At 65.0% G+C, this 24313-nt stretch carries 20 protein-coding genes; 9 read left to right on the forward strand and 11 right to left on the reverse strand.

Annotated elements, in window-relative coordinates:
- The first annotated feature begins 28 nt into the window (after positions 1-28).
- The 4 genes from CFB17_RS10580 to CFB17_RS10595 all read left to right on the forward strand — a co-directional run bounded on the left by CFB17_RS10580 (position 29) and on the right by CFB17_RS10595 (position 3996).
- Positions 29-1066, forward strand: a complete 1038-nt coding sequence (locus CFB17_RS10580) for a TAXI family TRAP transporter solute-binding subunit (RefSeq protein ID WP_165769551.1) — start codon at positions 29-31, stop codon at positions 1064-1066.
- Complete coding sequence (locus tag CFB17_RS10585) at positions 1056-1829, forward strand: ABC transporter ATP-binding protein (protein WP_088561501.1); 774 nt, start codon at positions 1056-1058, stop codon at positions 1827-1829. The genes CFB17_RS10580 and CFB17_RS10585 overlap by 11 nt, the downstream gene beginning before the upstream one ends.
- A complete protein-coding gene (locus CFB17_RS10590) occupies positions 1819-2670 on the forward strand; it encodes an ABC transporter permease (protein WP_088561502.1) in 852 nt (283 codons plus the stop codon). Before CFB17_RS10585 ends, CFB17_RS10590 begins: the two co-directional genes overlap by 11 nt.
- 102 nt (positions 2671-2772) lie before the next feature.
- Positions 2773-3996, forward strand: coding sequence for a M20/M25/M40 family metallo-hydrolase (locus CFB17_RS10595; RefSeq protein WP_207762014.1), 1224 nt, complete (start codon positions 2773-2775; stop codon positions 3994-3996).
- 31 nt (positions 3997-4027) lie between these two features.
- Here CFB17_RS10595 and CFB17_RS10600 read toward each other — a convergent pair whose 3' ends face one another.
- The 11 genes from CFB17_RS10600 to CFB17_RS10650 form a co-directional block, all read right to left on the reverse strand.
- A complete protein-coding gene (locus tag CFB17_RS10600; RefSeq protein ID WP_088561503.1) occupies positions 4028-4342 on the reverse strand; it encodes a 2Fe-2S iron-sulfur cluster-binding protein in 315 nt (104 codons plus the stop codon).
- Between the two features lie 12 nt (positions 4343-4354).
- Positions 4355-5647 (reverse strand): quaternary amine ABC transporter ATP-binding protein, encoded by a 1293-nt coding sequence (locus CFB17_RS10605; protein WP_088561504.1) that lies wholly within the window; start codon positions 5645-5647, stop codon positions 4355-4357.
- 54 nt (positions 5648-5701) lie between these two features.
- On the reverse strand, positions 5702-6532 hold the full coding sequence (locus CFB17_RS10610; protein WP_088561505.1) for an electron transfer flavoprotein subunit beta: 831 nt from the start codon (positions 6530-6532) through the stop codon (positions 5702-5704).
- The gene (locus CFB17_RS10615; RefSeq protein WP_088561506.1) at positions 6529-7728 is read right to left on the reverse strand and encodes an electron transfer flavoprotein subunit alpha/FixB family protein; all 1200 of its coding nucleotides are present in this window, start codon (positions 7726-7728) and stop codon (positions 6529-6531) included. Before CFB17_RS10615 ends, CFB17_RS10610 begins: the two co-directional genes overlap by 4 nt.
- Positions 7725-9644, reverse strand: coding sequence for a DUF3483 domain-containing protein (locus CFB17_RS10620; protein ID WP_088561507.1), 1920 nt, complete (start codon positions 9642-9644; stop codon positions 7725-7727). The genes CFB17_RS10615 and CFB17_RS10620 overlap by 4 nt, the downstream gene beginning before the upstream one ends.
- Before the next feature lie 5 nt (positions 9645-9649).
- Positions 9650-11692 (reverse strand): oxidoreductase, encoded by a 2043-nt coding sequence (locus CFB17_RS10625; RefSeq protein ID WP_088561508.1) that lies wholly within the window; start codon positions 11690-11692, stop codon positions 9650-9652.
- Between the two features lie 186 nt (positions 11693-11878).
- Positions 11879-13255 (reverse strand): L-serine ammonia-lyase, encoded by a 1377-nt coding sequence (locus CFB17_RS10630; RefSeq protein WP_088561509.1) that lies wholly within the window; start codon positions 13253-13255, stop codon positions 11879-11881.
- A 21-nt stretch (positions 13256-13276) separates the two neighbouring features.
- On the reverse strand, positions 13277-13888 hold the full coding sequence (locus CFB17_RS10635) for a sarcosine oxidase subunit gamma (RefSeq protein ID WP_165769552.1): 612 nt from the start codon (positions 13886-13888) through the stop codon (positions 13277-13279).
- Positions 13889-13977: 89 nt separating this feature from the next.
- Positions 13978-17028: a sarcosine oxidase subunit alpha family protein gene (locus tag CFB17_RS10640; RefSeq protein ID WP_088561511.1), complete on the reverse strand. Its 3051-nt coding sequence runs from the start codon at positions 17026-17028 to the stop codon at positions 13978-13980.
- Entirely contained in the window at positions 17025-17339 is a 315-nt protein-coding gene (locus CFB17_RS10645; RefSeq protein WP_088561512.1) for a sarcosine oxidase subunit delta, read from the reverse strand. The genes CFB17_RS10640 and CFB17_RS10645 overlap by 4 nt, the downstream gene beginning before the upstream one ends.
- Before the next feature lie 96 nt (positions 17340-17435).
- Complete coding sequence (locus CFB17_RS10650; protein WP_088561577.1) at positions 17436-18686, reverse strand: sarcosine oxidase subunit beta family protein; 1251 nt, start codon at positions 18684-18686, stop codon at positions 17436-17438.
- 211 nt (positions 18687-18897) lie between these two features.
- Between CFB17_RS10650 and CFB17_RS10655 the strand changes: the two genes are divergently transcribed.
- Genes CFB17_RS10655 through CFB17_RS10675 form a run of 5 tightly spaced genes read left to right on the forward strand, consistent with a single transcriptional unit; the run spans position 18898 to position 24306 of the window.
- Positions 18898-20505, forward strand: a complete 1608-nt coding sequence (locus tag CFB17_RS10655) for an ABC transporter substrate-binding protein (protein ID WP_088561513.1) — start codon at positions 18898-18900, stop codon at positions 20503-20505.
- Positions 20505-21452 carry an ABC transporter permease gene (locus CFB17_RS10660; protein ID WP_088561514.1) on the forward strand — a complete coding sequence of 316 codons (948 nt, stop codon included), beginning with the start codon at positions 20505-20507 and terminating at the stop codon, positions 21450-21452. The genes CFB17_RS10655 and CFB17_RS10660 overlap by 1 nt, the downstream gene beginning before the upstream one ends.
- 2 nt (positions 21453-21454) lie before the next feature.
- A complete protein-coding gene (locus CFB17_RS10665; RefSeq protein WP_088561515.1) occupies positions 21455-22339 on the forward strand; it encodes an ABC transporter permease in 885 nt (294 codons plus the stop codon).
- A 9-nt stretch (positions 22340-22348) separates the two neighbouring features.
- Positions 22349-23329 carry an ABC transporter ATP-binding protein gene (locus CFB17_RS10670; RefSeq protein WP_207762015.1) on the forward strand — a complete coding sequence of 327 codons (981 nt, stop codon included), beginning with the start codon at positions 22349-22351 and terminating at the stop codon, positions 23327-23329.
- On the forward strand, positions 23326-24306 hold the full coding sequence (locus CFB17_RS10675) for an ABC transporter ATP-binding protein (protein ID WP_088561516.1): 981 nt from the start codon (positions 23326-23328) through the stop codon (positions 24304-24306). The genes CFB17_RS10670 and CFB17_RS10675 overlap by 4 nt, the downstream gene beginning before the upstream one ends.
- Positions 24307-24313 lie beyond the last annotated feature (7 nt).

Below are 24313 nucleotides of genomic sequence, written 5' to 3' on the forward strand. Positions count from 1 at the left end.
GCGCCACCAAACCCCTGTCAGGTCCGCCATGTCCGCGCCATTGACGCTACCCCGCCGGAGCCTGGGTCTGGCGGCTCTCACCCTGGCCTTCTCCGCTTCTCGGTCCCGAGGTCAGGATGCGTCGACGACGACATTCTTTCGAATCGGCACAGGCGGCGTCAGCGGCGCTTATTTCGCCGTGGGTAGCGCGCTCGCCAGCGCCTTGAGCGATCCCCCGGGCTCGCCGCCCTGCCGGCGGCAGGACGAATGCGGGATCGAGGGTCTGGTAGCAACGGCCCAGACCAGTGCGGGCTCGGTCGCCAACGTGGGCGATCTCGCCTCGGGTGTGGTCGAAAGCGCCTTCGTGCAAAGCGACGTCGCCTTTATGGCGACGCAAGGCAAGGGACCGTTCAAGGCCGGACCGGTCGGCGATCTGAGGGCACTGGCGGCCTTCTACACTGAGAGCCTGCATCTCGTCCTTAGAGCCGGCCTGGAGGCTAAGAGCATTGCAGAAGCACTGCACGGCCGCCGCGTGGCGTTGGACGAGGAGGGCTCGGGCACACTGCTGCAAGCTCGATTTCTGCTGGAGGCCTCGGGGCTGAACGAAAAGGACCTTAAGCCCTTTTACGTCAAGCCAGCAGCCGCGCTCGCCATGCTGGGAGAAGGCCGTCTTGATGCCATGCTTGTCACGGGCGGCGTACCGATGCCGCCCGTCGCTGAGGCCATCTCCTCCAAAGCGGCAACACTGCTGCCGATCGAGGGCAAGGCGATCGATTCCCTGCTCCAGCGCTATCCCTTCCTCACCCGCACCATCATTCCGGCCAGCGCCTATGGACTCGCCGCCGACACACCCAGCATCGGCGTGACGGCGCAATGGCTGGTCAGCGACAAGCTCAGCGACGCCATGGCCTTCAATCTCGTACGCGTTCTCTTTACCAAGCGGACCATGGACATTTTGGCAAAATCCCATCCTCGCGGTGCCGACATCACGCCGGCCAATGCCTTCTCCGGCCTGGCGGTGCCGCTGCATCCAGGCGCCTTGCGCTTCTATCGCGAGCAGGGCCTGGCGCCAGCCGATGCGCATTGAGCCAGGGCTGGAGCCGAACCGCCTCATCGAGCCGGCCATCAATGTCTTCGAACTCAGCAAGAGCTATGGCGAGACGGTGGCGGTCGACCGGCTGAGCTTCAGTGTCGCCCCGGGGCAGACCGTGGCCCTTCTTGGTGCCAATGGTGCTGGGAAAACGACGACCATCGCCATGCTCCTCGGCCTCCTGTCGCCGAGCGAGGGCAGTATCCGGCTCTTTGGTCTCGAGATGCCGAAGCACCGCTACCGGGTGCTGTCGGCCATGAACTTCTCCAGTCCTTATGTCGACATGCCGATGCGCCTGACGGTCCGGCAGAATCTGCGTATCTATGCGGGCCTCTATGGCATCGAGCGACCGCACGAACGCATAGCGCAGTTGGCGCGCGACCTCGATCTCGAAAGCTTCTTCGACCGGGCGACGGGAAGGCTTTCAGCCGGGCAAAAGACCCGCGTGATGCTGGCCAAGGCGCTCATCAACGAGCCTTTGCTCCTCCTCCTGGACGAGCCCACCGCCTCGCTCGACCCGGATACGGCCGATCAACTGCGCACGATGCTCCTGGATTATCAAAGGCGCAAAGGTGCGACGGTCTTCCTGGCGTCGCACAATATGGGCGAGGTCGAACGCATGGCCGATCGCGTCCTCGTCCTTAATCGGGGCCGGCTCGTCGACGAAGGCACGCCCGAGGAACTCATGACCCGCTACCAACGCCTAAATCTCGAGGAGGTCTTCCTCGACATCGCCCGCGAGCGTCGCCATGTTCGCTGAACCGGAACAGAGCTTCGTGCCGGCCGAGCTCGGCTTCGATCCGCGCCGCTCGGTCCGGCGCATGCTGGCGGTCATGCAGCGCCATCTGTTTCTTCTCACCGGCTCCTGGCCAAGGCTCTTCGAGCTGGTCTACTGGCCGACGGTGCAGATGATCCTTTGGGGCTTCATTACGCGCTTTCTGGTCACGGAAAGCAGCTTCGTTGCCCAGTCAGCCGGTATCTTCCTCTCAGCCGTTCTCCTTTGGGACACGCTTTTTCGTGGCCAGCTCGGTTTCTCGCTCGCCTTTCTCGAAGAACTCTATGCGCGCCATCTGGGCCATCTCTTCGTCAGTCCGCTTAGGCCCTGGGAGCTCGTGGTCGCCGTCTTCGGCATCAGTCTCGTGCGCGTCCTGGTCGGCATCGGCGGCGCCATGCTGCTGGCCGTGCCGATCTTCCATTTCTGGTTGCCAGGCGTACTCGGCTGGGCCCTGCTTCCCTTCTTCGCCATGCTCTTGATGTTCGGCTGGTCGATCGGCCTGATCATTGCAGGGTGCCTCCTGCGCCTTGGACTGGGGGCAGAAAGCCTAGCCTGGGGCATCGTCTTTCTCCTCCAACCCCTCTCGGGCGTGTACTATCCGGTGAAGACCTTGCCAGGATTCCTGCAGCCCATCGCTTGGTGCCTCCCTTCCGCGCATGTCTTTGAGGGCATGCGTGCCGTCCTGGTCGAGAATAGCTTCGATCTGACGCATTTCTTCCTGGGGCTGCTGACACTGGCCGTCTGGATGGCGGTCGCGGCCTTCTTTTTCATTCTCTGCTTCCGGCACGCGCTCCGCGAGGGACTCCTGCTGCGCCAGGGAGAATGAGGCAAGAGGACGAGATTAGGAAGAACGCGGCCGATTTGACGCCCAGTACGAAGGGGTCGAAGGAGGCGCAGAACACAGGTTTGGCAAGCAACGGATATCGCCATGACGCATGCGGGCGGCAGTGACAGCCTTATGGACAGGATCGTGGCGAGCCCGGCTTTCGCACGCGCGGTGACAACGCTGGCGGCAGAGCATGAGCAGACGGTAGCCGACATCATCGAACTGACCGAGATCCCCGCACCTTCGCGCCAGGAGGCAAAACGGGCGGCGGCATTCGAGGCGAAGCTCAGAGCGCACGGACTTGAGGACGTCGAACAGGATGTCATGGGCAATGTCCTGGGACGGCGCCGGGGGACGGGCAACGGCGCCGTCTTCATGCTGGCGGCGCATCTGGACACGGTCTTTCCGGCGGAAACGGAGATCAAGGTCCGCCAAGAGGGCACGCGACTGCTCGCACCTGGCATCGGCGACGATACGCGCAGCCTCGCCATGCAGCTGGCTCTCCTCCGCGCCATGGATCAAGCCGGGATCAGGACGCGCAGCGACATCGTCTTTGTCGGTAATGTGGGCGAGGAGACCGATCTTCGTGGCTCGCGCTATCTTGTCAGCGAGGGGCACTACGCGCAGCGAATCGGTGCCTTCGTCACGCTGGACGGCGCTGATCCCGGACAGCTGACGATCCAGGGCGTCGGCGCGCGCAGCTACCGCCTGACTCTGCGGGGTGCAGGGGGCCACGCCTATGGTCGCTTCGGCGCGCCCAATCCGGCCTTCGCGCTTGGCCGCATCATTGCCGATTTTGCCTCGATGCCGGTGGCTCTGGAACCCAAGGGCAGCCTCAATGTGGGTCGGATCGGCGGTGGCACGGCTACCAATGCGATACCCGAGATTGTCTGGGCGGATTTCGAGATCCGGGCGCCGGACGCCCAGGAACTCGATCGCATGGACGAGACCTTCAAGGCTATCGTGCGAGAGGCGATCGCGGCCGAGACGCTGGCGCGTCCGGGGGAGGACGAAACGCTCGTCTTCGAGCTCGACCTCGTCGAGGATATTCCGGGCGGCCGGACGGACGAGGGAGCGGAGATCGTCCAGCATGCGAAAGCGGCCTTGCGAAGCCAGGGGTTCGAGCCCGAACTCAGGCCCGCCATCACCGATGCCAACAGTGCCATGAGCGTCGGCATACCGGCCATGATGCTCAGTGCCGGCGGCAGCGGCGGAGGTGCCCACACGCTGGATGAATGGATCGACATCGAGCCGACCCAGCATCTGCGTGGGATGAAGGCAGCGCTGGCGGCAATCCTGGCCGTTGCCGGCATGGAACTCGACTAGGCGGCCAACGCCGCGCCAGCCGGATCGGCCCTCAGGCCGGTTTTAGGCTTACGCGCATGCCGTCGAGTTCCGGCCGGAGACGGATCTGGCAGCCAAGGCGGGAGGTCTCCTCGATACCCGGGACGATATCCAGCATCTCGTCCTCTTCGGGCGCCGAAGGCGGCAGAAGGTCGAACCAGGGATCCGAGACGACGACATGACATGTGGCGCAAGCGCAGGCGCCCCCACAGGTTCCCTCGATGAGATCGGCATCCCGGCCAATCTCCATGAGAGAGCGCCCTGCCTCTGCCTCGAGCGTCTGCTCCCGACCGTCGGGCAGGATGAAGGTAACGGCGAGGCCCGTCATCGACTCGCGAACTCAATCCTTGTGGAGCACGTTGAGCAATTGGCTGCGCGACAGAGCGCCGAGGAAACCGCCGCTCTGATCGACAATCGGCACGGGGCAAGGTGCGCGGGCCACGTCGCGCATGATATCGCTCAGCCGGCTATGACCGGCGATGGGGCTGACATCAAGGCCCGCAAGGTCGTTCAGGTTCTGTCGGTTGAGACGCACAGCCTCGCTTACGGCCTCGCGTCCAAGGGTGCCTCGATAGCGGCCCTCCGCGTCGACCACGTAAAGGACGTTGCTCGCAGCGACGTCGAGCTGGCGAAGAAGTACGACCGGGCTGTCGGTGTTTTCAGCCGATGCGATTGGTAATCCTTCGGCGCGGACGACGTCGCAGGCACGCAGTACCTTGGCAAGGTCGACGTTCTTGAAGAAGGAGGCGACATAATCGTCATAGGGATTGAGGAGGATGTCGTAGGGTGTTCCCACCTGAACGATTCGGCCGCCTTCCATGATGGCGATGCGATCGCCGATGCGCATGGCCTCGTCGAGATCGTGGCTGATGAAGATGATCGTCCGCTGCTGCTCCTTTTGCAGGCGGATCAGTTCGTCCTGCATCTCGGTGCGGATCAGGGGATCGAGTGCCGAAAATGCCTCGTCCATGAACATGATCGAGGGGTTCTTGGCCAGCGCTCTCGCCAGGCCCACACGCTGCTGCATGCCGCCCGACATCTCATGCGGATGACGCTCGGCATATTGCTCGAGGCCGACCTTGGCGAGCGCAGCCCGGGCGGCCTCGCGGCGCTTGCGCAAGGGGCTGCCCGACAGGGTCAGGCCGAACGCTGCATTGTCGAGGGCTGAGAGGTGCGGAAGGAGGGCGAAGGACTGGAAGACCATGCTCATCTCGCGCCGGCGCACGTCGATAAGTTCCTTGCGGCTCATCCGGACGAGATCCTGGCCACCCAGCAGCACCTGCCCGGCCGAAGGCTCGATCAGCCGGTTGAGAAGGCGCACCAACGTCGACTTGCCCGAGCCCGAAAGGCCCATGATGACGAAAATCTCGCCGGTCCGGACGGCGAAGCTGGCATCGTCGACGCCGACTACGGCACCTGTCTCGTTATAGATCTCGTCCTTGCGCCGACCGTTCTTGAGCATGGCCAGCGCCGGCCTTGGGTCCTGGGCAAATACCTTGAAGACGTTTTTAGCTTCGAGGCGGATGTCCTCGCTGATCGGCCGGCGGTTCGGGTCAGTGGCGCGCGGCGCTGCCCGGTCTGCCGGATCGACCCGGGCTGGAGCATTCGCGTCGTTCGGCAGTGTAGCCCGCATGTGATGTCGCCTTCTCGATCTTTAAAAAAAATGGCTGCGCGCCGCAGCACCCGCTCAGCGTTCCGTTCGTCCGTCAGTGTCTCTTGAAGTGACGGATTGATGACTAGCACGAATCAGGCCGATTTCGCCAAGTCGATCAAGAATCTGGGCGGCCGCGGTCTCGGGATCGGGATCGACGAGCAGCCGACCTTTGGCCTCGCCCCCGCCCGTCATGCTCTTCAGCCTGTCGATGGCGCTGCCCTTGAGGCGCCGGGGCTGCGGTCGTGGCAGTTGGCGCCAGGGCTGGCGCTCGATGGCCACCAGATGCGGATCGGGTGATGCAAGGGCGGGCAGGGAGACAATGCGGCCTCGCCGTGCGGCCGCGAACGAGGGTAGGGGCAGGCCAGCGGTACCGGCCGGGATCGTAGCTGCAAGCGGCAACCGGGCCTCAATCTGACGTCGGCGTCCGCGCGGCAATGCCTGGGTGAAGCGGCCCTGGTCTCCTTGGAGGTCCAGGCCGACCACGCCCGGCACCAGCGTCATGCCCAGCGCCTCGGCCAGCAGATAGGGCAAAAGCCCGCTGGCCTCGCCATTCTCCGCCCTCTGGCCGGTCAGGAGCAGGTCCGGTGATAGGGCGACCAGATGCTCACGCAAGGATGGTAGCGGATCACTGCCTGACGGCATATCGAGGACGGTGAGTTCGTCCAGTCCCTGGCCCAGATAATCGCGGAGTACTGGCGCCCTCGGATCGCCCGCATGCACCGCCAGCACGCGGCTGCCGGACCGCGTTGCCGCCAGGGCCAGCGCCGTCGCGAGTGCTCGGGCGTCGTCCGGATTGCGGCGCGGCCTGCCGGTCGCCGGATGGCGGCCAAGCGAAAGGAGCACGACGATGGCAAGGCCGGTCATGGTTTCTCCTGCCGCTGGCGGGCAAGGCGAGCCAATGCCGGCATGACCGCCTGGGCATCGGCGATGATCGAGAGATCGGCACGCTTGATCATCTCGGCATGCAGGTCGGTATTGACGGCAATGACATGGCGCACGCCGGTAATACCCTGGAGGTGCTGCGGAGCGCCGGCGATGCCGAGTGCCAGGTAGCAGCGTGCCGTGACCACGGTACCGGAAGCACCCACCTGCCTGTCACGCGGCAAGAGCCCTGCGTCGCAGACGACTCGGCTGCCGGCCCGGGTCGCGCCCAGTGCCGCTGCCGCCTCGGCGAAGGCCGCAAAATCGGTAACGCCGTTGCCGGCGGAGGCGATGAAGTCCGTCTCGTCCAGCGGCAGGGATTCGGGATCGACCGGGAGAAGCCCGATGTTGGCAAGACGGGCCGCCTCGAAGGCGATGGGCGGCAGTTCGAGCGGCCTCGCCTCGCGGAGCGCCTGTTCGTCGGCGGCGAAGCTGCCGGGCATGATCGTCATGAGGGCGGGCGCTGGCTGCAACCAGGTCTCGTCACCTGCGCGCCGGCCGATACGGCCATCGGCCGTCAGCGAGTTGACGGCCGACACGAGCCGGAGGCCCGCTTTGGCGGCAAGGCGGCGGGCGATGTCGCCGCCCGCCACGGGATCGTCGCTGCAAAGCACATGGCGTGGCTTAACGCTCTCGACCAACGCTTGGACCGTGGCAGCCCGGGCCTCGGCCGCCGCTGGATCGACGGCCGAGGCCGGCCAGACAGCAAGCCGGTCCGCCCCGGCAGTGGCTAGGACCGGATCAGCCAAGGCCAAGGCGACGACACCACCCTCATCGCCGGCGAGCCGCCGCGCTACGGAGAGAAGCTGCAGGTCGGTCTCGTCCAATGCACCCGTCGATTGGTCCAGAACCGCGAGCACCCAGAATGCCGGAGATTCGACCCGGATCGGCTCATTTGCCGGCACCGGGTCCACAGCGGGCACCGCCGACGGGGCGCCGGACGCAGCATCGCGCTTCCAGTCGTAGCGTGGCCGCCGCGCGCCCGGCACCAGGGCCCGCATGCGCAAAAGGCGTGGATCTCGCCGACGGCTATGCAGAGCTGGCGGGTCAGCCTTCAAGGCGAAGCGTGGCCGTTTTCCGCCGCCTTCGACCTGACGTGCCAGGCGCAGGGCGCGCGGGTCGAGGCGTGGCCGGCTCATGCGGGCATGCCGGATCTGGCAGCGGCGATGCCGCCACGCTCGACGGCCTGCCAGAGGAGCTCCGCCACATCCAGAACTTCCGGCCGCTTGCCCGTCACCCCCTCCAGCATGACGGTGCAGGTAGGGCAGGCGACGGCAATGACGGCGGCACCGGTCTCTGTCGCCTGCGCCATGCGAATGTCGGGAATGCGACGCTTGCCCGGGATGTCGGTGAGCGTGGCACCGCCACCGCCACCGCAACATTGCGAGCGCAATCCCGAGCGCTCCATCTCGACCCGCTCCAGGCCCAGCGCGTCCAGAAGGGCGCGCGGCGCTGCCGTCTCGCCATTGTAGCGCCCGAGATAGCAGGGATCGTGGTAGGTCACCTTGCGCCCATCCGGCGAGAGCGGACCGAAAACGCCGCGCTCGATCAGACCCGCCAGAAAGGTCGTGTGATGAACGACCTCATAGCCGCCCCCGAAAGCAGGATACTCGTTTTTCAGCACGTGCAGGCTGTGCGGATCGGCGGTGACGATGCGATCGAAGCGATAACGGCTAAGAGTGGCGATGTTCCGTCCTGCCAGGTCCTGGAAGGTCGCCTCATCGCCAAGCCGCCTTGCCGTATCGCCGCAATCCAGCTCCTCGGGGCCGAGCGTCGCGAATACGACACCTGCCTGGCGAAGCAGCCGCACAAGCGCGCGCAGGGTCCGTTGCGCGCGCAGATCGAACGCGGCCTCGCCCAGCCAGAGGAGAACCGGTGCCTCCATGACCTCGCGCATGAGCGGTATCCGGAGATCGACTGCCCAGTCCAGCCTTGCTCCCGGTCCGCGACCGGAGAGCGTATCGGTCAGGCGGAGATCCTCCAGGACCAGGGCCGCCTTGCCGGGCAGGGCCGCCAGTTCCAGCGTCTGGAAGCGACGAAGATCGACCATGGCATCGACATGCTCGATCATCATCGGGCATTCATGCACGCAGGCGCGGCAGGTCGTGCAGGACCAGAGCGTAGCGTCGCTGATCATGGCGCCGATCAGAGGCTCCCCTGGGCCGCCATGGGCGCTGCCCAGGGCCTGGCCAGGATGACCGTGCCCTGCATAGGCATCGTCACTGGCGCCAGGCGCCAGTGCCATGGCGAGATCCTGGATGAACTTCTTGGGATTGAGTGGCTGTTCCGCGGCATAGGCCGGGCAGACCTGCTCGCAGCGGCCGCATTGAACGCAGGCATCGAAGCCCAGCAGTCGGTTCCAGGCAAAATCGACGGGTCGTTCGACTCCGAGTCTCGCCGAGGCGAGGTCCAGAGGCACAAGACCCGTATCTCGCTTGCCGCCAACAAAGCGTGCTGGTCTCGGATGAAAGGCCAGATGCAGCATGCCGTTGATGGCGTGCTTGAGTGGACCGCCGATCGCCAAGGAAATGATGCCGGCGAGCCCGAACGTACCGACGATCAGCCCCAGCGAGGAGAAGAGGGTCGCCGCGGGGCCGGTAAAGAGCTCGGCCAGGGCAAGGACGAGAAAACCCCCAGCATAGAGAAGGAGGGCCAGCGGCAGCCGATCAAAGCCCCCGCCGGAAAGCTCGACCGGCCGATCGACTTGGCGGCGCCGCCAGACGCTGATCGCGCCCATGAGCATGAGCGCCAAGACCAGTGCCAGGACGCCCCAGAGCGGCCGGTAACGCAAGGGCGGCACCGCGAGGACGCACCAGAGCGCCAGGGAGGCCAGCAGGCCGCCCGCCGCCAGGGCATGGAAGCGGGCATTGCGCGGCCGCCTTGCCACGACCTGGTGGACGTCGACGAGATAGCGCCCGGGCATGGCGATCAGGCCCTGAAGGCGCGCCACACGAGCCGGGGCGCCCTGCAGCCACCGGCGCGTCTGCCAGGCGGCGGCGACGAGGCCGCTCAGGAGGCACGCAAGGACGATGAGTGGGGCAAGCCCGGCCAGCATCGGCGTCAGATATCCTTCATCAGCCGGGCGGCATCATAGATGGCCGCATGCACGTTGCGCCCGGCCACCGCATCACCGATCCTAAACAGGGCGAAGCCGCCGGCACCGTTCGGCAGCTTGGGCTGGATGCGACCCTCCGTGAAGGCGTCGAGATCGAGCTCGCCTTTGTTAAGCGAGCGCGCCTTCAAGTCGAAATAGAGCTGGTCGACCGGCAGCGTGCCCAGTTCGACCACGATCTGGTCCACGACCCGCTCCTCCTCCTCGAGCGTATAGTCGTTGCGCAGGACGACGATGCGCTTATTGCCCTCTGGATAGACCTCGACCAGGTCGTGATTGGGCGTCAGCATGACGCCAAGCTTGTAGAGCTCGCGCAGATGGACCGGCCGGTTGGTGCCGCCGATATCCTCGCCGATCATCTGGTCCTGCGTCGCCAGCTCGACCATGGCGCCACGCCTTGCCAGAAATTCGGCGGTCGAGGCTCCATTATGCTGTCCCATCCGGTCGAACAGCAGCACCGTCTCGGCGGGATCGACCCTGCCCTCCAGAATGTCCCAGGTGGTGGTGACGAGATCCTTGCCCTTGAAATCGCCGTCGTTGGGCAGCCCGCCCGTCGCAATGACGACGATCTCGGGCATTTCAGCCTCGATCAGGGCGGCCGTCGCCTTCGTATTCAGGCGGATATCGACGCCCTTCTTCTCGACCTGCTGGCCAAGCCAGCGGGCCACGCCCGAGATGGCCTCGCGCCAGCCGGCCTTGGCGGCGACGTTGATCTGCCCGCCCAGTTGCGCCTTGGCCTCGAAGAGCACCACCTCGTGTCCCCGCTCGACCGCCACGCGGGCGGCCTCGAGGCCGCCCGGCCCGCCGCCGACGACCACGACCTTGCGCTTTTTCGGCGAGGGAGTGTGAACATGGGGCATTCGCGACTCGCGCCCGGTGGCGGCGTTCTGGATGCAAAGCGCATCCTTGCCCTCATAGATGCGATCGATGCAGTAGCCGGCGCCGACGCATTGGCGAATATCGTCGACCCGGCCTTCCATGAGCTTGCTCACCAGATAGGGGTCGGCAATGTGGGCGCGGGTCATGGCGACCATGTCGGTATGACCCTCCTCGACCGCGCGGGCCGCCGTCGCGATGTCGGTGACCCGCTGGGCGTGAAAGACCGGCACGCCGACCTCGCGCTTGATGCCGGAGGCCAGATGCAGGAACGGGGCCACCGGAAAAGCCATGTTTGGCAAGGAGATGGCGTGGGCCAGATGGTCCCTGGCCTGGCCGCCTATGACGTTGACGAAATCGATGAGGCCGCGCTCGCTATAGGCCTTGGCGATGGCAATGCAGTCTTCGTTCGTCAGGCCGTTTTCAAGGAGCTCGTCGCCCGACATGCGCATGCCGACGACATAGTCCTGGCCGACCTCGGCACGAATCGCCTCGAAGACCTCGATGCCAAAGCGCATCCGGTTCTCGAGGCTGCCGCCGTAGGCGTCGGTCCGCTCATTGACCGACGGGCTCCAGAACTGGTCGATGAGATGACCATGCGCGCAAGACACCTCGAAGCCATCCAGCCCGCCTGCCTTGCATCGCCTTGCCGCCGCCGCGAAGGCCTTGGTGATCCGGACGAAATCCTCGCTCTCCATGGCCTTGGGCACGGATTTATGCGCCGGCTCCCGCTTGGGGCTGGGGGCCACGGTCGGCAGCCAGTTCTCCAGGTCCCACTTGGTGCGCCGGCCCATGTGGGTGAGCTGGATCATCAAGGCGCCGCCATAGCCGTGCACCCGGTCGGCGAATTCCTTGAAATAGGGGATGACGCTGTCATCGGCGACGGAAATCTGATTCCAGGGCGTGGCCGGGCTGTCGACGGCGACCGAGGAGGAACCACCGAACATGGTCAGACCGATGCCGCCTTTGGCTTTTTCGGCGTGGTAGAGCTGATAGCGCTCCTTGGGCTTCCCGTCCGAGCCATAGGAAGGCGCATGGCTCGTGCTCATCACGCGGTTTCGCAGCGTGAGACCCTTGATTGTCAGCGGCTTGAGCAGAGCGTCGAAGGCGGCCATGTCCGTCCTGGTCTTTCTATGAACTGCTTCAATCAACAAAAACTGCTGCTACACGACTGTCCGCCCCGCGACGGCAAGGCTTCGAATTGCGACAGCGACTCGCCCTCATGTGGGTCAGAGGGACTTTCGATTTCTTCTAAAACATCCTGACAGCGGGCGAAATCGAGCGCTGCCCTGGTCCCGCGGCTAACACTCGACGACGTTGACTGCCAGTCCGCCCAACGAAGTCTCTTTGTATTTCGATGCCATGTCCGCGCCCGTCTCGCGCATCGTCTTGATCACCTTGTCGAGCGAGACGAAATGCGTGCCGTCGCCACGAATGGCCAGGCGCGCGGCATTGATCGCCTTGGTGGCACCAATAGCGTTCCGCTCGATACAGGGGATCTGGACGAGGCCGCCAATGGGATCGCAGGTCAGCCCGAGATTATGCTCCATGCCGATCTCGGCCGCGTTCTCTATCTGGCTAGGCGTCGCCCCCCAGGCAGCTGCCAGGCCGGCCGCCGCCATCGAGCAGGCCACGCCCACCTCGCCCTGGCAGCCAACCTCCGCCCCGCTGATGGAGGCATTGCGCTTATAGAGCGTACCGATAGCGGCGGCGGTCAGGAGGAAGTCGCGCACCCCGTCGCGCGTCGCCCCATGGCAGAAGCGATCGTAATAATGAAGGACGGCCGGAACGATGCCGGCAGCACCGTTGGTCGGCGCCGTGACGACACGGCCGCCAGCGGCATTCTCCTCGTTGACGGCGATCGCATAGAGGCTGATCCAGTCCATGACCGCCAGCGCATCGCGAAAGCTCATCTCGGCCTTGGCCTTGAGCTCGCGATGGAGGGCCGCTGCACGACGTTTGACCTTGAGCCCGCCCGGCAGGATGCCGTCGGTGACAAGCCCGTGGGCGACGCATGCCTCCATCGTCGTCCAGATCCTGTCGAGCCCGGCATTGATCGCTGTGTCGTCATGACGCGTGCGCTCGTTGGCGCGCATCAGTGCGGCGATCGAAAGACCGTTCGCCTCGGCCATGGCGACCAACTCGTTGCCGGTGTGGAAATCAAACGGCAACGGCGCCTGTTCGGGCGCTGGCGCGTTGCCGTGCAACTCCTCCTCGGCGAGGACGAAGCCGCCGCCCACCGAATAATAGATCCGCTCGTCGATGATGCCGCCATCCTGGGCATAGGCGAAGAAACGCATGCCGTTGGGATGGCCCGGCAGTGTCTCGGACATGCGGAAATCGAGGTCCGGCCGCTCGAAGGGAATGAGGCGGCTGCCCAAGAGAGCGATAGAATTCCTCTCGTGCACGGCCGCGACCTTACAGTCCACCGAATCCGGATCGACCAGATCCGGCGCCTCTCCCATGAGGCCGAGGAGGATGGCACGATCGGTGCCATGGCCGAGACCGGTCAGCGCCAGCGAGCCGAAGAGTTCGACTTTGACGCGGGCGACATCGCCCAGCACGGCGCGCTCTTCCAGCCGGCGAACAAAGGCCATCGCCGCCTTCATCGGCCCTACCGTGTGCGAGCTGGAAGGGCCGATACCGATCTTAAAGATGTCGAAGACGCCAAAGGTCATGCTCGGGGCCGATCCTCGTGATCAGGCGGCGTTGAGGAAAACACCCTCATGATCGCGCATGGCATCTACGAGCCAGGCCACGACATAAGGCGCGAAGGAGCGGCGCGGAAAGAGGTCGAAGGTCGGCGCGTCGTCCAGAAGATGCAAAAGCATCGAGGTCCGCGCAAGCACGGTCTGCGCACAACTGCCGGGCTTGAACATCCTCGGGTGCAGATCCAGCGGGCAGCCCTTCGCCAGGACCTCACGTGCGGCGGCCCCCTTCAGACGGAGATGCGCGCGGTTACCGGAGACATCGGTGACGGCGACGTGCGTTTCAAGGAGAGCTTCCTCCAGCCGCTCGGCAAGCGAAATCTCACCGCCGGGTGCCGTCAAGACGAGCCATTCGTCCGGTCCAAGCCAAAGGACGGTCAATTCGCCTGCCGATTGCACGCTGTTGGGGGCACGCGGCAGCTCGCAACCGAGCACGGCGCATGCCTTGCTAACGAAACCATGATCGGCGAGATCACCACGGAGATTGAGGGCGCCAGGCGGCACCAGTTCCGCAAGGGCTAGGCGGGTCCCTGCGGCCTCCGCGAAGGCTTTCGCCGACAGACCCAAGGGTACCGTGCAGGCAGCCCGATCGAGTTCAGACATGAGATCGTCCCCGATGAGAAACCAGGCCCCGTCCAGGGCCAGGAAGATGCTGGAACCTCCGGTTCCTGCCGGCATTGGGCGGCAATGCCTCAACCATTGGCTCGCTTGCCCTCGGCATCATAGAAGACCGGACCCGTGATCGTGCAGCGCACGGCGCCCGTTGTGAGCGGCGCCATGATGACCTGGCCGTGGCGTGCAGAGCCGCCCTTGACGAGAGCCAGCGCGATCGAGCGACCGAGCGTCGGGCTCCAATAGCTGGAGGTGACGTGGCCGATCATCGGCACTGGCGCCGGCAGAGGCGAGGTTCCACCCTTGGTGAGGGCCGGATCGTCGCTGACCTCGACCAGTTGCGCGCCTTCGGGCAGGACCGTCTGCGGCTCGTCCGTGAGCAGGCCCACCAACTGCTTCCTGTCGACACGTGCGGTATCGGCGCGGGTATAGGCACGCTTGCCGACGAAGTCCGGTTTCAGCCTGGAAACCATGCCGCCCATGCCCAGATCCTGCGGCGTCACGGTGGCGTCCGTCTCCTGGCCGACGATGATGAAGCCTTTCTCCGCCCGCAGGACGTGCATGGCCTCGGTACCGAACGGCGTGATGCCGAATTCGTCGCCCGCGGCGAAGATCGCCTCCCAGAGTTGTTTGCCCTGATGGGCGGGGACGGCCACCTCGAAGCTGAGCTCGCCTGTAAAGCTGACACGGAAGATGCGCGCCTTCAGGCCGGCCACGGTCGCATCCTTCACCGCCATGAAAGGGAAGCTCTCCTTGTCGAGCTTGGTGTCGGTCAGTTTCTCGAGAACCGCCCGCGCCTTGGGACCGGCCACCTGTGCGACGGTCCATTGCTCCGTGATGGAGGTGAGATAGACCTTGAGATGGGGCCACTCCGTCTGGAGATAATCCTCCATCCAGTCCAGGACCTTGGCGGCCCCGCCGGTCGTGGTCGTGAGGTAGAATCGGGAAGGCCCGACCCTTGCCACGATGCCGTCATCCATGACCATGCCGTCCTCCTTGCATAGGAGGGCGTAACGCGCCTTGCCGATCTCGAGCTTGGAGAAGGCGCTCGTGTAGAGAAGGTTGAGGAACGTGACGGCATCCTGTCCCTGGACGTCGATCTTGCCGAGCGTGCTGGCATCGAGCACGCCCACCGACTCGCGCACGGCACGGCACTCGCGGCTGACGGCTGCCTCCATGGTCTCGCCGGGCCTGGGATAATACCAGGCCCGCTTCCACTGGCCGACATCCTCGAACAAGGCCCCTCTGGCCACATGCCAGGCATGGATCGGCGTGTGGCGCTCCGGATCGGCCAGATGCCCGACATCGCGGCCGGCAAGGGTGCCGAATGTGACCGGCGTGTAGGGTGCCCTGAAAGTGGTCGTGCCGATTTCGGGAATCGACGTCCCGAGCATGGTCGAGAGATAGCCCAGCGCGTTGACGTTGGATGTCTTGCCCTGGTCGGTCGCCATGCCCATCGTCGTGTAGCGTTTTAAATGCTCCACGTGCTTGTAGCCCTCGCGATGGGCAAGAGCGACGTCGGCGGCCGTGACGTCGTTTTGGAAGTCGATGAAATGCTTGGCCTTGCCGTGGCCCACGGGCCGCAGCGAGGGCACGACCCAGGTCTGCTTGATGGTCCCGAAGGCGCGACTTTGCGCAACGGGCGCCACAAGCTTCGCCGTCGCGGGAAAGCCAGCAGCCTCGGCTGCAGCCGCGCCGGCATCGAGCCCCTCGGCCAGGCATGCGCCAAGCTCGAAGCTGCCATTGCAAGCGCCGACCGAGGCCTGATGCTGGGCGGCGACGTCGGGCACGAAACAGGCTTTGGCGTCGTCGAAGCGCAGTTTACCCTGGCTCTGCGAGAAGAGGTGGACGGCAGGACTCCAGCCGCCCGACATGGCGATCGCGTCGCATTCCAGCTCGGCCGGCTGCGTGTCGGCGAAGGCCTCGCCAGCCTCGGCCAGGCGCATCACCAAGGCGCCGGCCACCCGCTTGGTCCCCTTGACGCCGACGATGGCCCCCTGCGCGATGACAGGAATGCCCAGATTGCGCGCACGCTCGAGCAGGCCCTGGCCTGCCTCGGGCCGGAGGTCGACGATGGCCGGGATGGCGGCACCGGCGATCTTGAGATCGAAAGCCGCTTCGTAGGCACTGTCATTGTTGGTGAAGACGACGACCTTCTTGCCGACCAGGGCCCCGTAGCGGTTGGCATAGGTCCGGGCGGCGGCCGCCAGCATGACTCCCGGCCGGTCATTGTCGGCGAAGACCAGGGGACGTTCATGCGCGCCGGTCGCCAGAACGACGCGCGCCGCCCTGATCTTCCAAAGACGCTGGCGGGCCGTCTTGCCGGCCGCGCGGCGGGGCAGATGGTCGGTGCGACGCTGGGCGGCGATCAGATAATTATGATCGTAATAGCCCGTGACCGTCGTGCGGGTCAGGATTCGCACTTCGGGATTGGCCAGGAGCTCTGCCTGGATGCCGGCGACCCAATCCAGGGCCGGGTTGCCGTCGATCAGCTCATCGGCCGAGAGGAGGGCACCGCCCAGTTCGTTCTGCTCGTCGATCAGGATAACCCGCGCGCCGCTGGCAGCCGCCGCGCGTGCTGCCGCAAGGCCGGCCGGGCCGCCACCGACGACAAGCACGTCGCAATGCGCGTGCATCTTGTCATAAATGTCGAGATCTCCTTCAGTCGGCGCCTTGCCGAGGCCGGCCGCTCTCCGAATGAAGGGCTCGTAGACCTTCATCCAGAAGCTCTTCGGGCTCATGAAGGTCTTATAGTAGAAGCCGGCGACGAAGAGCTTCGAGAGAAGGCCGTTGACCGCGCCAATGTCGTGCTCGACCGAAGGCCAGGCATTCTGGCTGGTCGCCGCGAGGTCGTCGTAGAGCTCGACCACCGGTGCCCGCATGTTGGGCTCGGTCAGGCCGCCTTTTTCCAGTTGGACCAGGGCCGAGGGCTCCTCGCAACCGGCCGAGAGAATGCCGCGGGGCCGGTGATATTTGAAGCTTCGCCCGACCAGATGGACGCCGTTGGCCAGAAGAGCGGAGGCCAGGGTGTCGCCGGCGTGGCCCGCATACTGGCGACCATTGAAGGTGAAGAAGACGGGCCGGCTACGATCGATGCGGCCACCCTGGGCGGTGCGGAATGGCTGCTTCATGGCTGGCCTCCCTGGCGCGCCGGGCTCGTGGCGTCGGCTGAGGCCTCGGGCTGTTCACCCATCTTGTAGATGCGGGTGATCTCGTGGGTGATCGTGCTGCGCTCAAGGTTGAACCAGCGCCGGCAGCCCTGGCTGTGGCACCAGCGCTCGCGCTGCAGCCCCTTGGGGTTGGTGCGCATGAAGAGAAAGTCGGCAAAAGCGGCGTCGTCCGTGGCCGCCGGATCCTGGGGCCGCGCGCGATGCGCCTCGCCACCGCAGGTGAACTCGATCTCGTCGCGCGGCCCGCACCAGGGGCAAGTGATCAAAAGCATCGATCGTCTCCGAGAAGACCAGGGTGCGGCCCTGGACTAACCTGGGGTCGCAGGACCCCCGGATTCATTGTTCCAACCGCCAGACCGGGCGGACCCTCAGTGCGCCACGGCCGCGGCGCCATGCTCGTCGATGAGCTTGCCGGTCTCGAAGCGTGAGAGGGCGAAGGGCGCGTTGATCGCATGTGGCTGGCCGGTCGCCAGCGTATGGGCAAAGACCCAGCCCGAGCCCGGCGTCGCTTTGAAGCCGCCCGTGCCCCAGCCGCAATTGATGAAGAGATTGTCGACCGGCGTCTTGCCGATGATCGGGCTCGCATCCGGCGTCACGTCGACGATGCCGCCCCACTGGCGCAGCATGCGCATGCGACTGAAGATCGGAAACAGCTCCAGGAGCGCGCCCATCTGGTGCTCGATCACGTGGAAGGACCCGCGCTGGGCGTAGGAAGTATAGGCGTCGACGCCGGCACCGATGACGAGTTCGCCTTTGTCGGACTGGCTCACATAGACATGGACTGCGTTCGACATGACGACGCAGTCGATGATGGGCTTCACCGGCTCCGAGACCAAAGCCTGCAAGGGATGGCTCTCGACCGGCAGGCGGATGTCGGCCATGGCCGCCACGACCCCCGAATGACCGGCGGTGACGATGCCCACCTTGCCGGCCTTGATATAGCCCTTGCTGGTCTCGACGCCGACCACCTTGCCGCCCTCGCGACGGATGCCCTGCACCTCGCAACGCTCGCAGATGTCGACGCCGCGCTCGGAGGCGGCGCGCGCGAAGCCCCAGGCCACCGCATCGTGCCTGGCTGAGCCGCCCCGCCTTTGCAGGGTGCCGCCCCAGACCGGATAGCGGACGTCCGGCCTGATATCGATGATGGGGCAAAATGCCTTCACCTCGTCCCGGCTCAGATATTCGCTGTCGATGCCATTCAGCCGAAGCGCGTGCACCCGCCTTTGCGCCTCGAGGACATCACCGTGATTATGGGCGAGATTGAGGACTCCGCGCTGGGAGAACATCGTGTTGTAGTTGAGGTCCTGCGAAAGGCCCTCCCAGAGCGAGAGCGCCTTTTCGTAGAGGGCGGCACTCTCGTCCCAGAGATAGTTGGATCGCACGATCGTGGTGTTGCGCCCGGTATTGCCAAGGCCGATCGGCCCCCGCTCCAGAACGGCGACATTGGTGATGCCGTGCACTTTGGCCAGATAATAGGCCGTAGCCAGACCATGGCCGCCGCCACCGATGATCACGACATCGTAGCTGTCCCTGGGCTCGGCCTTGCGCCAGGCGGGGGCCCACGCCTCGTGATGCGAGAACGCGTTCTTGAGCAGCGAGAGAGCCGAATAGCGCGTCATCGAACGTTTACCCTCAAAGCCGGCCATGGCCGAAAAGCACGCCATGGGTACCTGGACCCTAGTCTTAGGCTGAGAGCCGCCATGGGGCCTAGAATGAACCAGTCGTTCCACTTGAATAAATCCGACAAGGATGGTGTCGGCCGACCAGGGGGGTGCGCTTGGCATAGATCCTGCCTGATTCCTGGCAACCAATTGCCTTGGAGAGCGTGCGGTGGGGGAAATCGATCACAGGAATGTCCTGGCAAAGATGCTCGATCGGCGCTTTGCCAGACGGGGCCTGCTGCGCGGCGCCGGCCTAGGTGCCGCTGCTTTGGCGGTCCCGGCTTTCGGCCCGCAGCCCGTTCGAGCAGCCGAACCCGGGCATATCAACCTGGCTTTCATCGAATATATCGACACGCTCGACCCGCATTTCACCGGTTTTCTCGGCGCCATCATGGTGCACAACAATATCTTCAATGGTCTTTTGAAGATTACCTATGATGGGCAGAAGGTCAGCTTCGTGCCGGACCTGGCCGAAAGCTGGGACATGCCGGACGACAAGACCCACATCTTCAAGATCAGGCCGAATGTCCATTTCCATGACGGCACGGCCTGCGATGCCGAGGCCATCAAATGGAGCCTGGAGCGCGTGGCCAGCGGCAAGCCCACCTCGCCGCACGCCTGGAAACTAAGCAAACTCCAAAAGATCGAAATTATCGATCCGCTTACGGTGAAGTTGAGCTTCGCTACCCCCTACGCCTTCCTGCCGGTGGCCCTGACAGGGAGCACCGGGCGAGCCGGCACCATCGTCTCGCGCGCTGCGGTTGAAAAATACGGCAAGGATTTCGGCCGCAATCCGGTAGGCACCGGCCCCTTTCGTTTCGTCAGCTGGCGTGAGAACGATTCGATCGAGCTGGAACGCAATCCAGATTATTTCGAGGAGGGCCTGCCCAAGCTCGATCGCGTGACGATCAAGATCATGAACGAGGCCTCCTCGGCGGTGGCGGCCTTGATGGCCGGCCAGGTCGACGGGATGAACGAGAGCCCGCTGCAGTTCGTCAAGGCGTTGCGCGCCAACCCCAACCTCACCGTCTATGGCGAGCCCGAGGGCAATTACTCCTTCGTGGCGATGAATGTGCGCCGGGCGCCCTTCGACGATGTCGAACTGCGCCGAGCCGTTGCCTTCGCCATCGATCGTGAGGCCATCATCAAGCAGGCCTTTTTCGGCATTGGCGAAATTGCCTACTCGCCGATCTCGCCGCCGATGACGGGTTTCTTCAACAAGGACATCGCCAAGACCGGACGTGGCCAGTTCTTCGATCCGGAACGGGCCAAGAAGCATCGCGCGGCTGCCAAGAACCAGGACGTGATTGAGCCCGTCTTCATCATGAGCGAGCAGGGTCCCTATGGGACGCGGGTGGCGCAGACCGTGCTGCCGATGCTCGAGAAGATCGGCATCAAGCCCAAGCTCGAACTGATGGAGCGGGCCGCCTGGGTGGCCAGGCGCAATGCCGGCGATTTCGACATGTTCGACCTCAACTGGGTGGGCGATCTCGATCCGGACGAGACGCTCTATCCGGAATTCCATTCGGGCGAGGACTGGAATTATCCGGGCTGGAGCAATGCCACCTTCGATAAGTCGGTCGAAGAGGCCCAGGTCGTGCTCGACGTCGAGACGAGGCGCAAGCTCTACGAGACGGCCGAGGATGCGCTCATGGACGAGGCGCCGATCGCCATCATCTCGCACATGCCGGCCTTCAAGATCATCTCCAAACGGGTGCAGGGCTTCCAATATATCCCGGCCGATCTCTTCAATCTGCACACGGTAAGCGTTGCCTGATGCTCCTCTTCGTCGGTCGCAAGTTGGCCCAGACGATCTTCATTCTCCTCATGGTCTCGATCGTCAGCTTCACCCTTTTAAAGCTGGCGCCGGGCGATCCGGTTCAGATGGCGCTGGGCTCCGAATATTCGCAGGAAGCCTACGCCTCCCTGACCCATGAGATGGGCCTGGATCAGTCTTTGGTCGTCCAATACGGCCATTGGCTCTGGGGTTTTATCACCGGCGACTGGGGGCGCTCCTATGTGGGCCGCACGCCGATCTTCCAATATGCCTTCGTGGAGGCCCTGCCGGTCACCTTGACGCTGGCTGCCTCCGCATTGTTCCTGGCGATCCTGATCGGCGTGCCCCTTGGCGTGCTATCGGCTGCCCGCCAGGACACGATCCTGGATGCCGGAACCGCCGCCCTGTCGCTGACCGGCACGGCCTTTCCGAGCTTCTATCTGGGCATCCTCCTGATCTGGATCTTCGGCGTCCATTTCGGGCTCTTTCCAACCATGGGGTTCGTGGCGCCCTGGCAGGATTTCCTGGATGGCGTCTATCACATGACCCTGCCGGCGCTCACGCTCAGCACCTATTTCATGGCGATGATCGTCCGGCTGGTGCGCGCCAACCTGATCGAGGCGCTCCAGCAACCCTATGTGGCGGCTGCCAGGGCAAGGGGCGAGAGTGAAAGGCGGGTCATCTGGCTGCATGGCATGCGCAACGTACTCATGCCGCTGGTCACCGTTTTGGGCCTGCAGCTGGGTGCCCTCCTTCAGGGTGCCGTGCTCACAGAGACCGTCTTCTCCCTGCCGGGGGTCGGGCAGATGATCACCAACGCGGTGCTGAACCGCGAATATCTGGTCGTCCAGGCGGGTGTCATGATGACTGGCTGCCTCTTCATCTTCGTCAATCTTCTGGTCGACCTCGCCTATCCCTGGCTCGATCCCCGCCTGAAGCCGCGCTAGCCATGAGCGAAACCCTGCTCGTCGACAAAATTGCGCGCCGTCCGGCCTGGTGGGCCGGGCTCGGCAGCTATATCCGCCACCGCCCCTTCTTCATCCTGGCACTGCTGGTCACGCTGGCCTTTTTGGCCATCGCCCTGCTGGGGACGGCCGTCACACCATTCGATCCCACCTTCCAGGACATGGAGGCGCCCATGTCGCCGCCCAGTTCGACGCATTGGCTGGGGACCGACTCCTATGGGCAGGACCTGCTCTCGCGCGCCATGGCCGGTGCCCGCTATGCCTTCCTGACCGGCATCTGCTCGGTACTCCTGGGAGCCCTGGGCGGGCTGGCCGTCGGCCTGATGGCCGGTCTTGCTGGCGGGCGGACCGAATGGTTCTTGATGCGGATCGTGGATGCGATCTTGGCCCTTCCCTCGCTGGTGATGGCGATCGCCTTCATCGCGATCCTAGGCCAGGGGGTCGACAAGGTGATCCTGGCGGTGGGCCTGGCCCTGATCGGCCCTTTTGCCCGAACGGTGCGCGCCGACGTCCTGCAGGTGCGCGCTTTGCCCTTCGTTGAGGCAGCGGGCCTGATGGGCATCGGCAAGCTGGCCATCGTCCGGCGACACATTCTCCCCAACGTCTTCTTTCCGCTGGTGGTCCAGGCGACGATCCGGATCAGCGAGGCCATCCTGGTCTCCTCCAGCCTGTCCTTCATCGGCATCGGCATCGTGCCGCCGACGCCGGACTGGGGTCTGATGATCGCGGAAGGCCGGGGCTTTGTCAGTTTCGCGCCCTGGATGTCGGGCGTGCCGGGCGCTGCGCTCGCCATCCTCCTGATCGCTCTTGCGATCGTCGGCGACGGGATCCGCGAGCAGATGGACCCCAAGCAGCGCGCCGGTCACTAGGAGCAGCCCATGTCGCTTCAGATGAGCAGCAGCGCGGTGCAAGCAACGAGCCGGCCTTTGGTCGAGCTCGAGGACTTCTCGCTCTGGCGCCAGAACCGCTCGGTGCTGGACGGACTGAGCTTTACCCTGCCGAAAGGCCAGAACCTGGCGCTGGTGGGCGAATCGGGTGCCGGCAAGTCCACCATCGGCCTGGCGCTCATGGGTCTGCTTCAAAGCCAGGGCGTGAAGATGGCCGGGCGGGCCCGCTTTGACGGGCAGGATCTGGTCAGCCTGAACGCACGGGCCTGGAACGGATTGCGCGGCCGCAGGCTCGGCATGATCTTCCAGGATGCCGGTGCGGCACTCGATCCCTGCTTTACCATCGGTCACCATCTGGCCTTTCCGCTCCGCCGGCTCTTGGGCCTGAGCAGCAGGCAGGCGACCGAGCGCGCATTGGCACTTCTGGAGAGCGTCGGCATCAACGACGCCAAGGCCCGACTCAAGGCCTACCCGCACGAGCTCTCGGGCGGCATGCAGCAACGGGTCATGATCGGCATCGCGCTGGCCTGCGAGCCCGATCTCTTGATCGCCGATGAGCCCACGAGCGCTTTGGACGTCACGATCCAGGCGCAGATCGTCCGCCTGATCCAGGATCGCGTACGAATGCAGGGTGCCAGCTGCATCTTCGTCCTCCACGATCTGGCCTTGGCCTCGCAGGCCTGCGAGCGGATCGTCGTCCTCTATGCGGGCCAGGTGATGGAGGCTGGGCTGGCCGAGGTGGTCCTGGGCCGCTCGCGCCATCCTTATACGCAGGCGCTTAAATCCTGCGTCATCGAACTCGATACCGCAGCCCTCGAACCGCCACCAGGTGCCGCCCCCTCCTTGGACCGGATGCCCTCCGGCTGTCGGTTCGCGCCCCGCTGCCCGCGAGCCAGCGAACGCTGTACCGCGGAAAAGCCGCCTTTGCAGGGCACAGAGGCGCATCAGATCGCCTGCTGGCATCCAGGATGACCGCCTTGTTGTTCGAACTTTTGGACGTCGAGAAGAGCTATGAGTTGAGGGGCGGCGGTGCTGCGTTCCGGCCGGGTCCCAAGCGCCGGCTGCGTGCGCTGGATGGCGTGCGCCTCACCGTGGCGCGCGGCGACAGCGTGGCCCTGGTGGGCGAGAGTGGCTCGGGCAAATCGACCTTGCTCCGCGTCCTGATGGGCCTGACATCGCCAACCGACGGGCGGGCCCTTTATGGCGGCCAGGACGTGACACAGCTCAAAGGAGAGCGCCGCGCTGCCTTCCAGCGCGAGGTCGCGATGGTCTACCAGGACGCCCGAGGCTCGCTCAATCCGCGCCTGCCGGTCCTAGATCTCATCGCCGAGCCGATCCGGCATCATAAACTGCGCGCCGGGCCGGCGGTGCGCGACCGCGTTTTGGAGTTGCTGGATCAGGTGGGCCTGCCGGCCGCCACCCTGAAGCGCTATCCGAGCCAGCTCTCGGGCGGTCAGGTCCGGCGCGTCGCGATCGCGCGCGCCTTGGCCAGCGAGCCGCTCACCATCGTAGCCGACGAGGCCGTCTCCGGCCTCGATGTCTCGACCCAGGCCCAGCTCTTGAACTTGCTGGTTGAGCTGCAGCGGCGGATGGGCCTGACCTTGATCTTCATCACCCACGATCTGGGAGTGGCGAGCTTTCTTTGCGACCAGATCGCCGTCATGTATCTGGGCCGCATCGTCGAGACCGGCCCCACGCGCGCCATCCTGGAGAGGCCCGCCCATCCCTATACGCAGGCGCTCTTAAACGCCCAGCCACGCTTCTTCGCCCCCATCGCCCAGCCCTTGCAGGGTGAAATCCCGAGCCCCATCGACCTGCCGCCCGGCTGTCGCTTTGCCGGTCGCTGCCCGCGCGCCGTTCCAGCCTGCCGAGAGGACGATCCGGCCCTCATGCCGAGCGGCCAGGGGCGTGCCGTGGCGTGCATCCGCCCGCTGACGGCCGCCGCCTGAGATCAGA

This window comes from Arboricoccus pini (genome assembly GCF_900187945.1).
Taxonomy (GTDB): domain Bacteria; phylum Pseudomonadota; class Alphaproteobacteria; order Geminicoccales; family Geminicoccaceae; genus Arboricoccus; species Arboricoccus pini.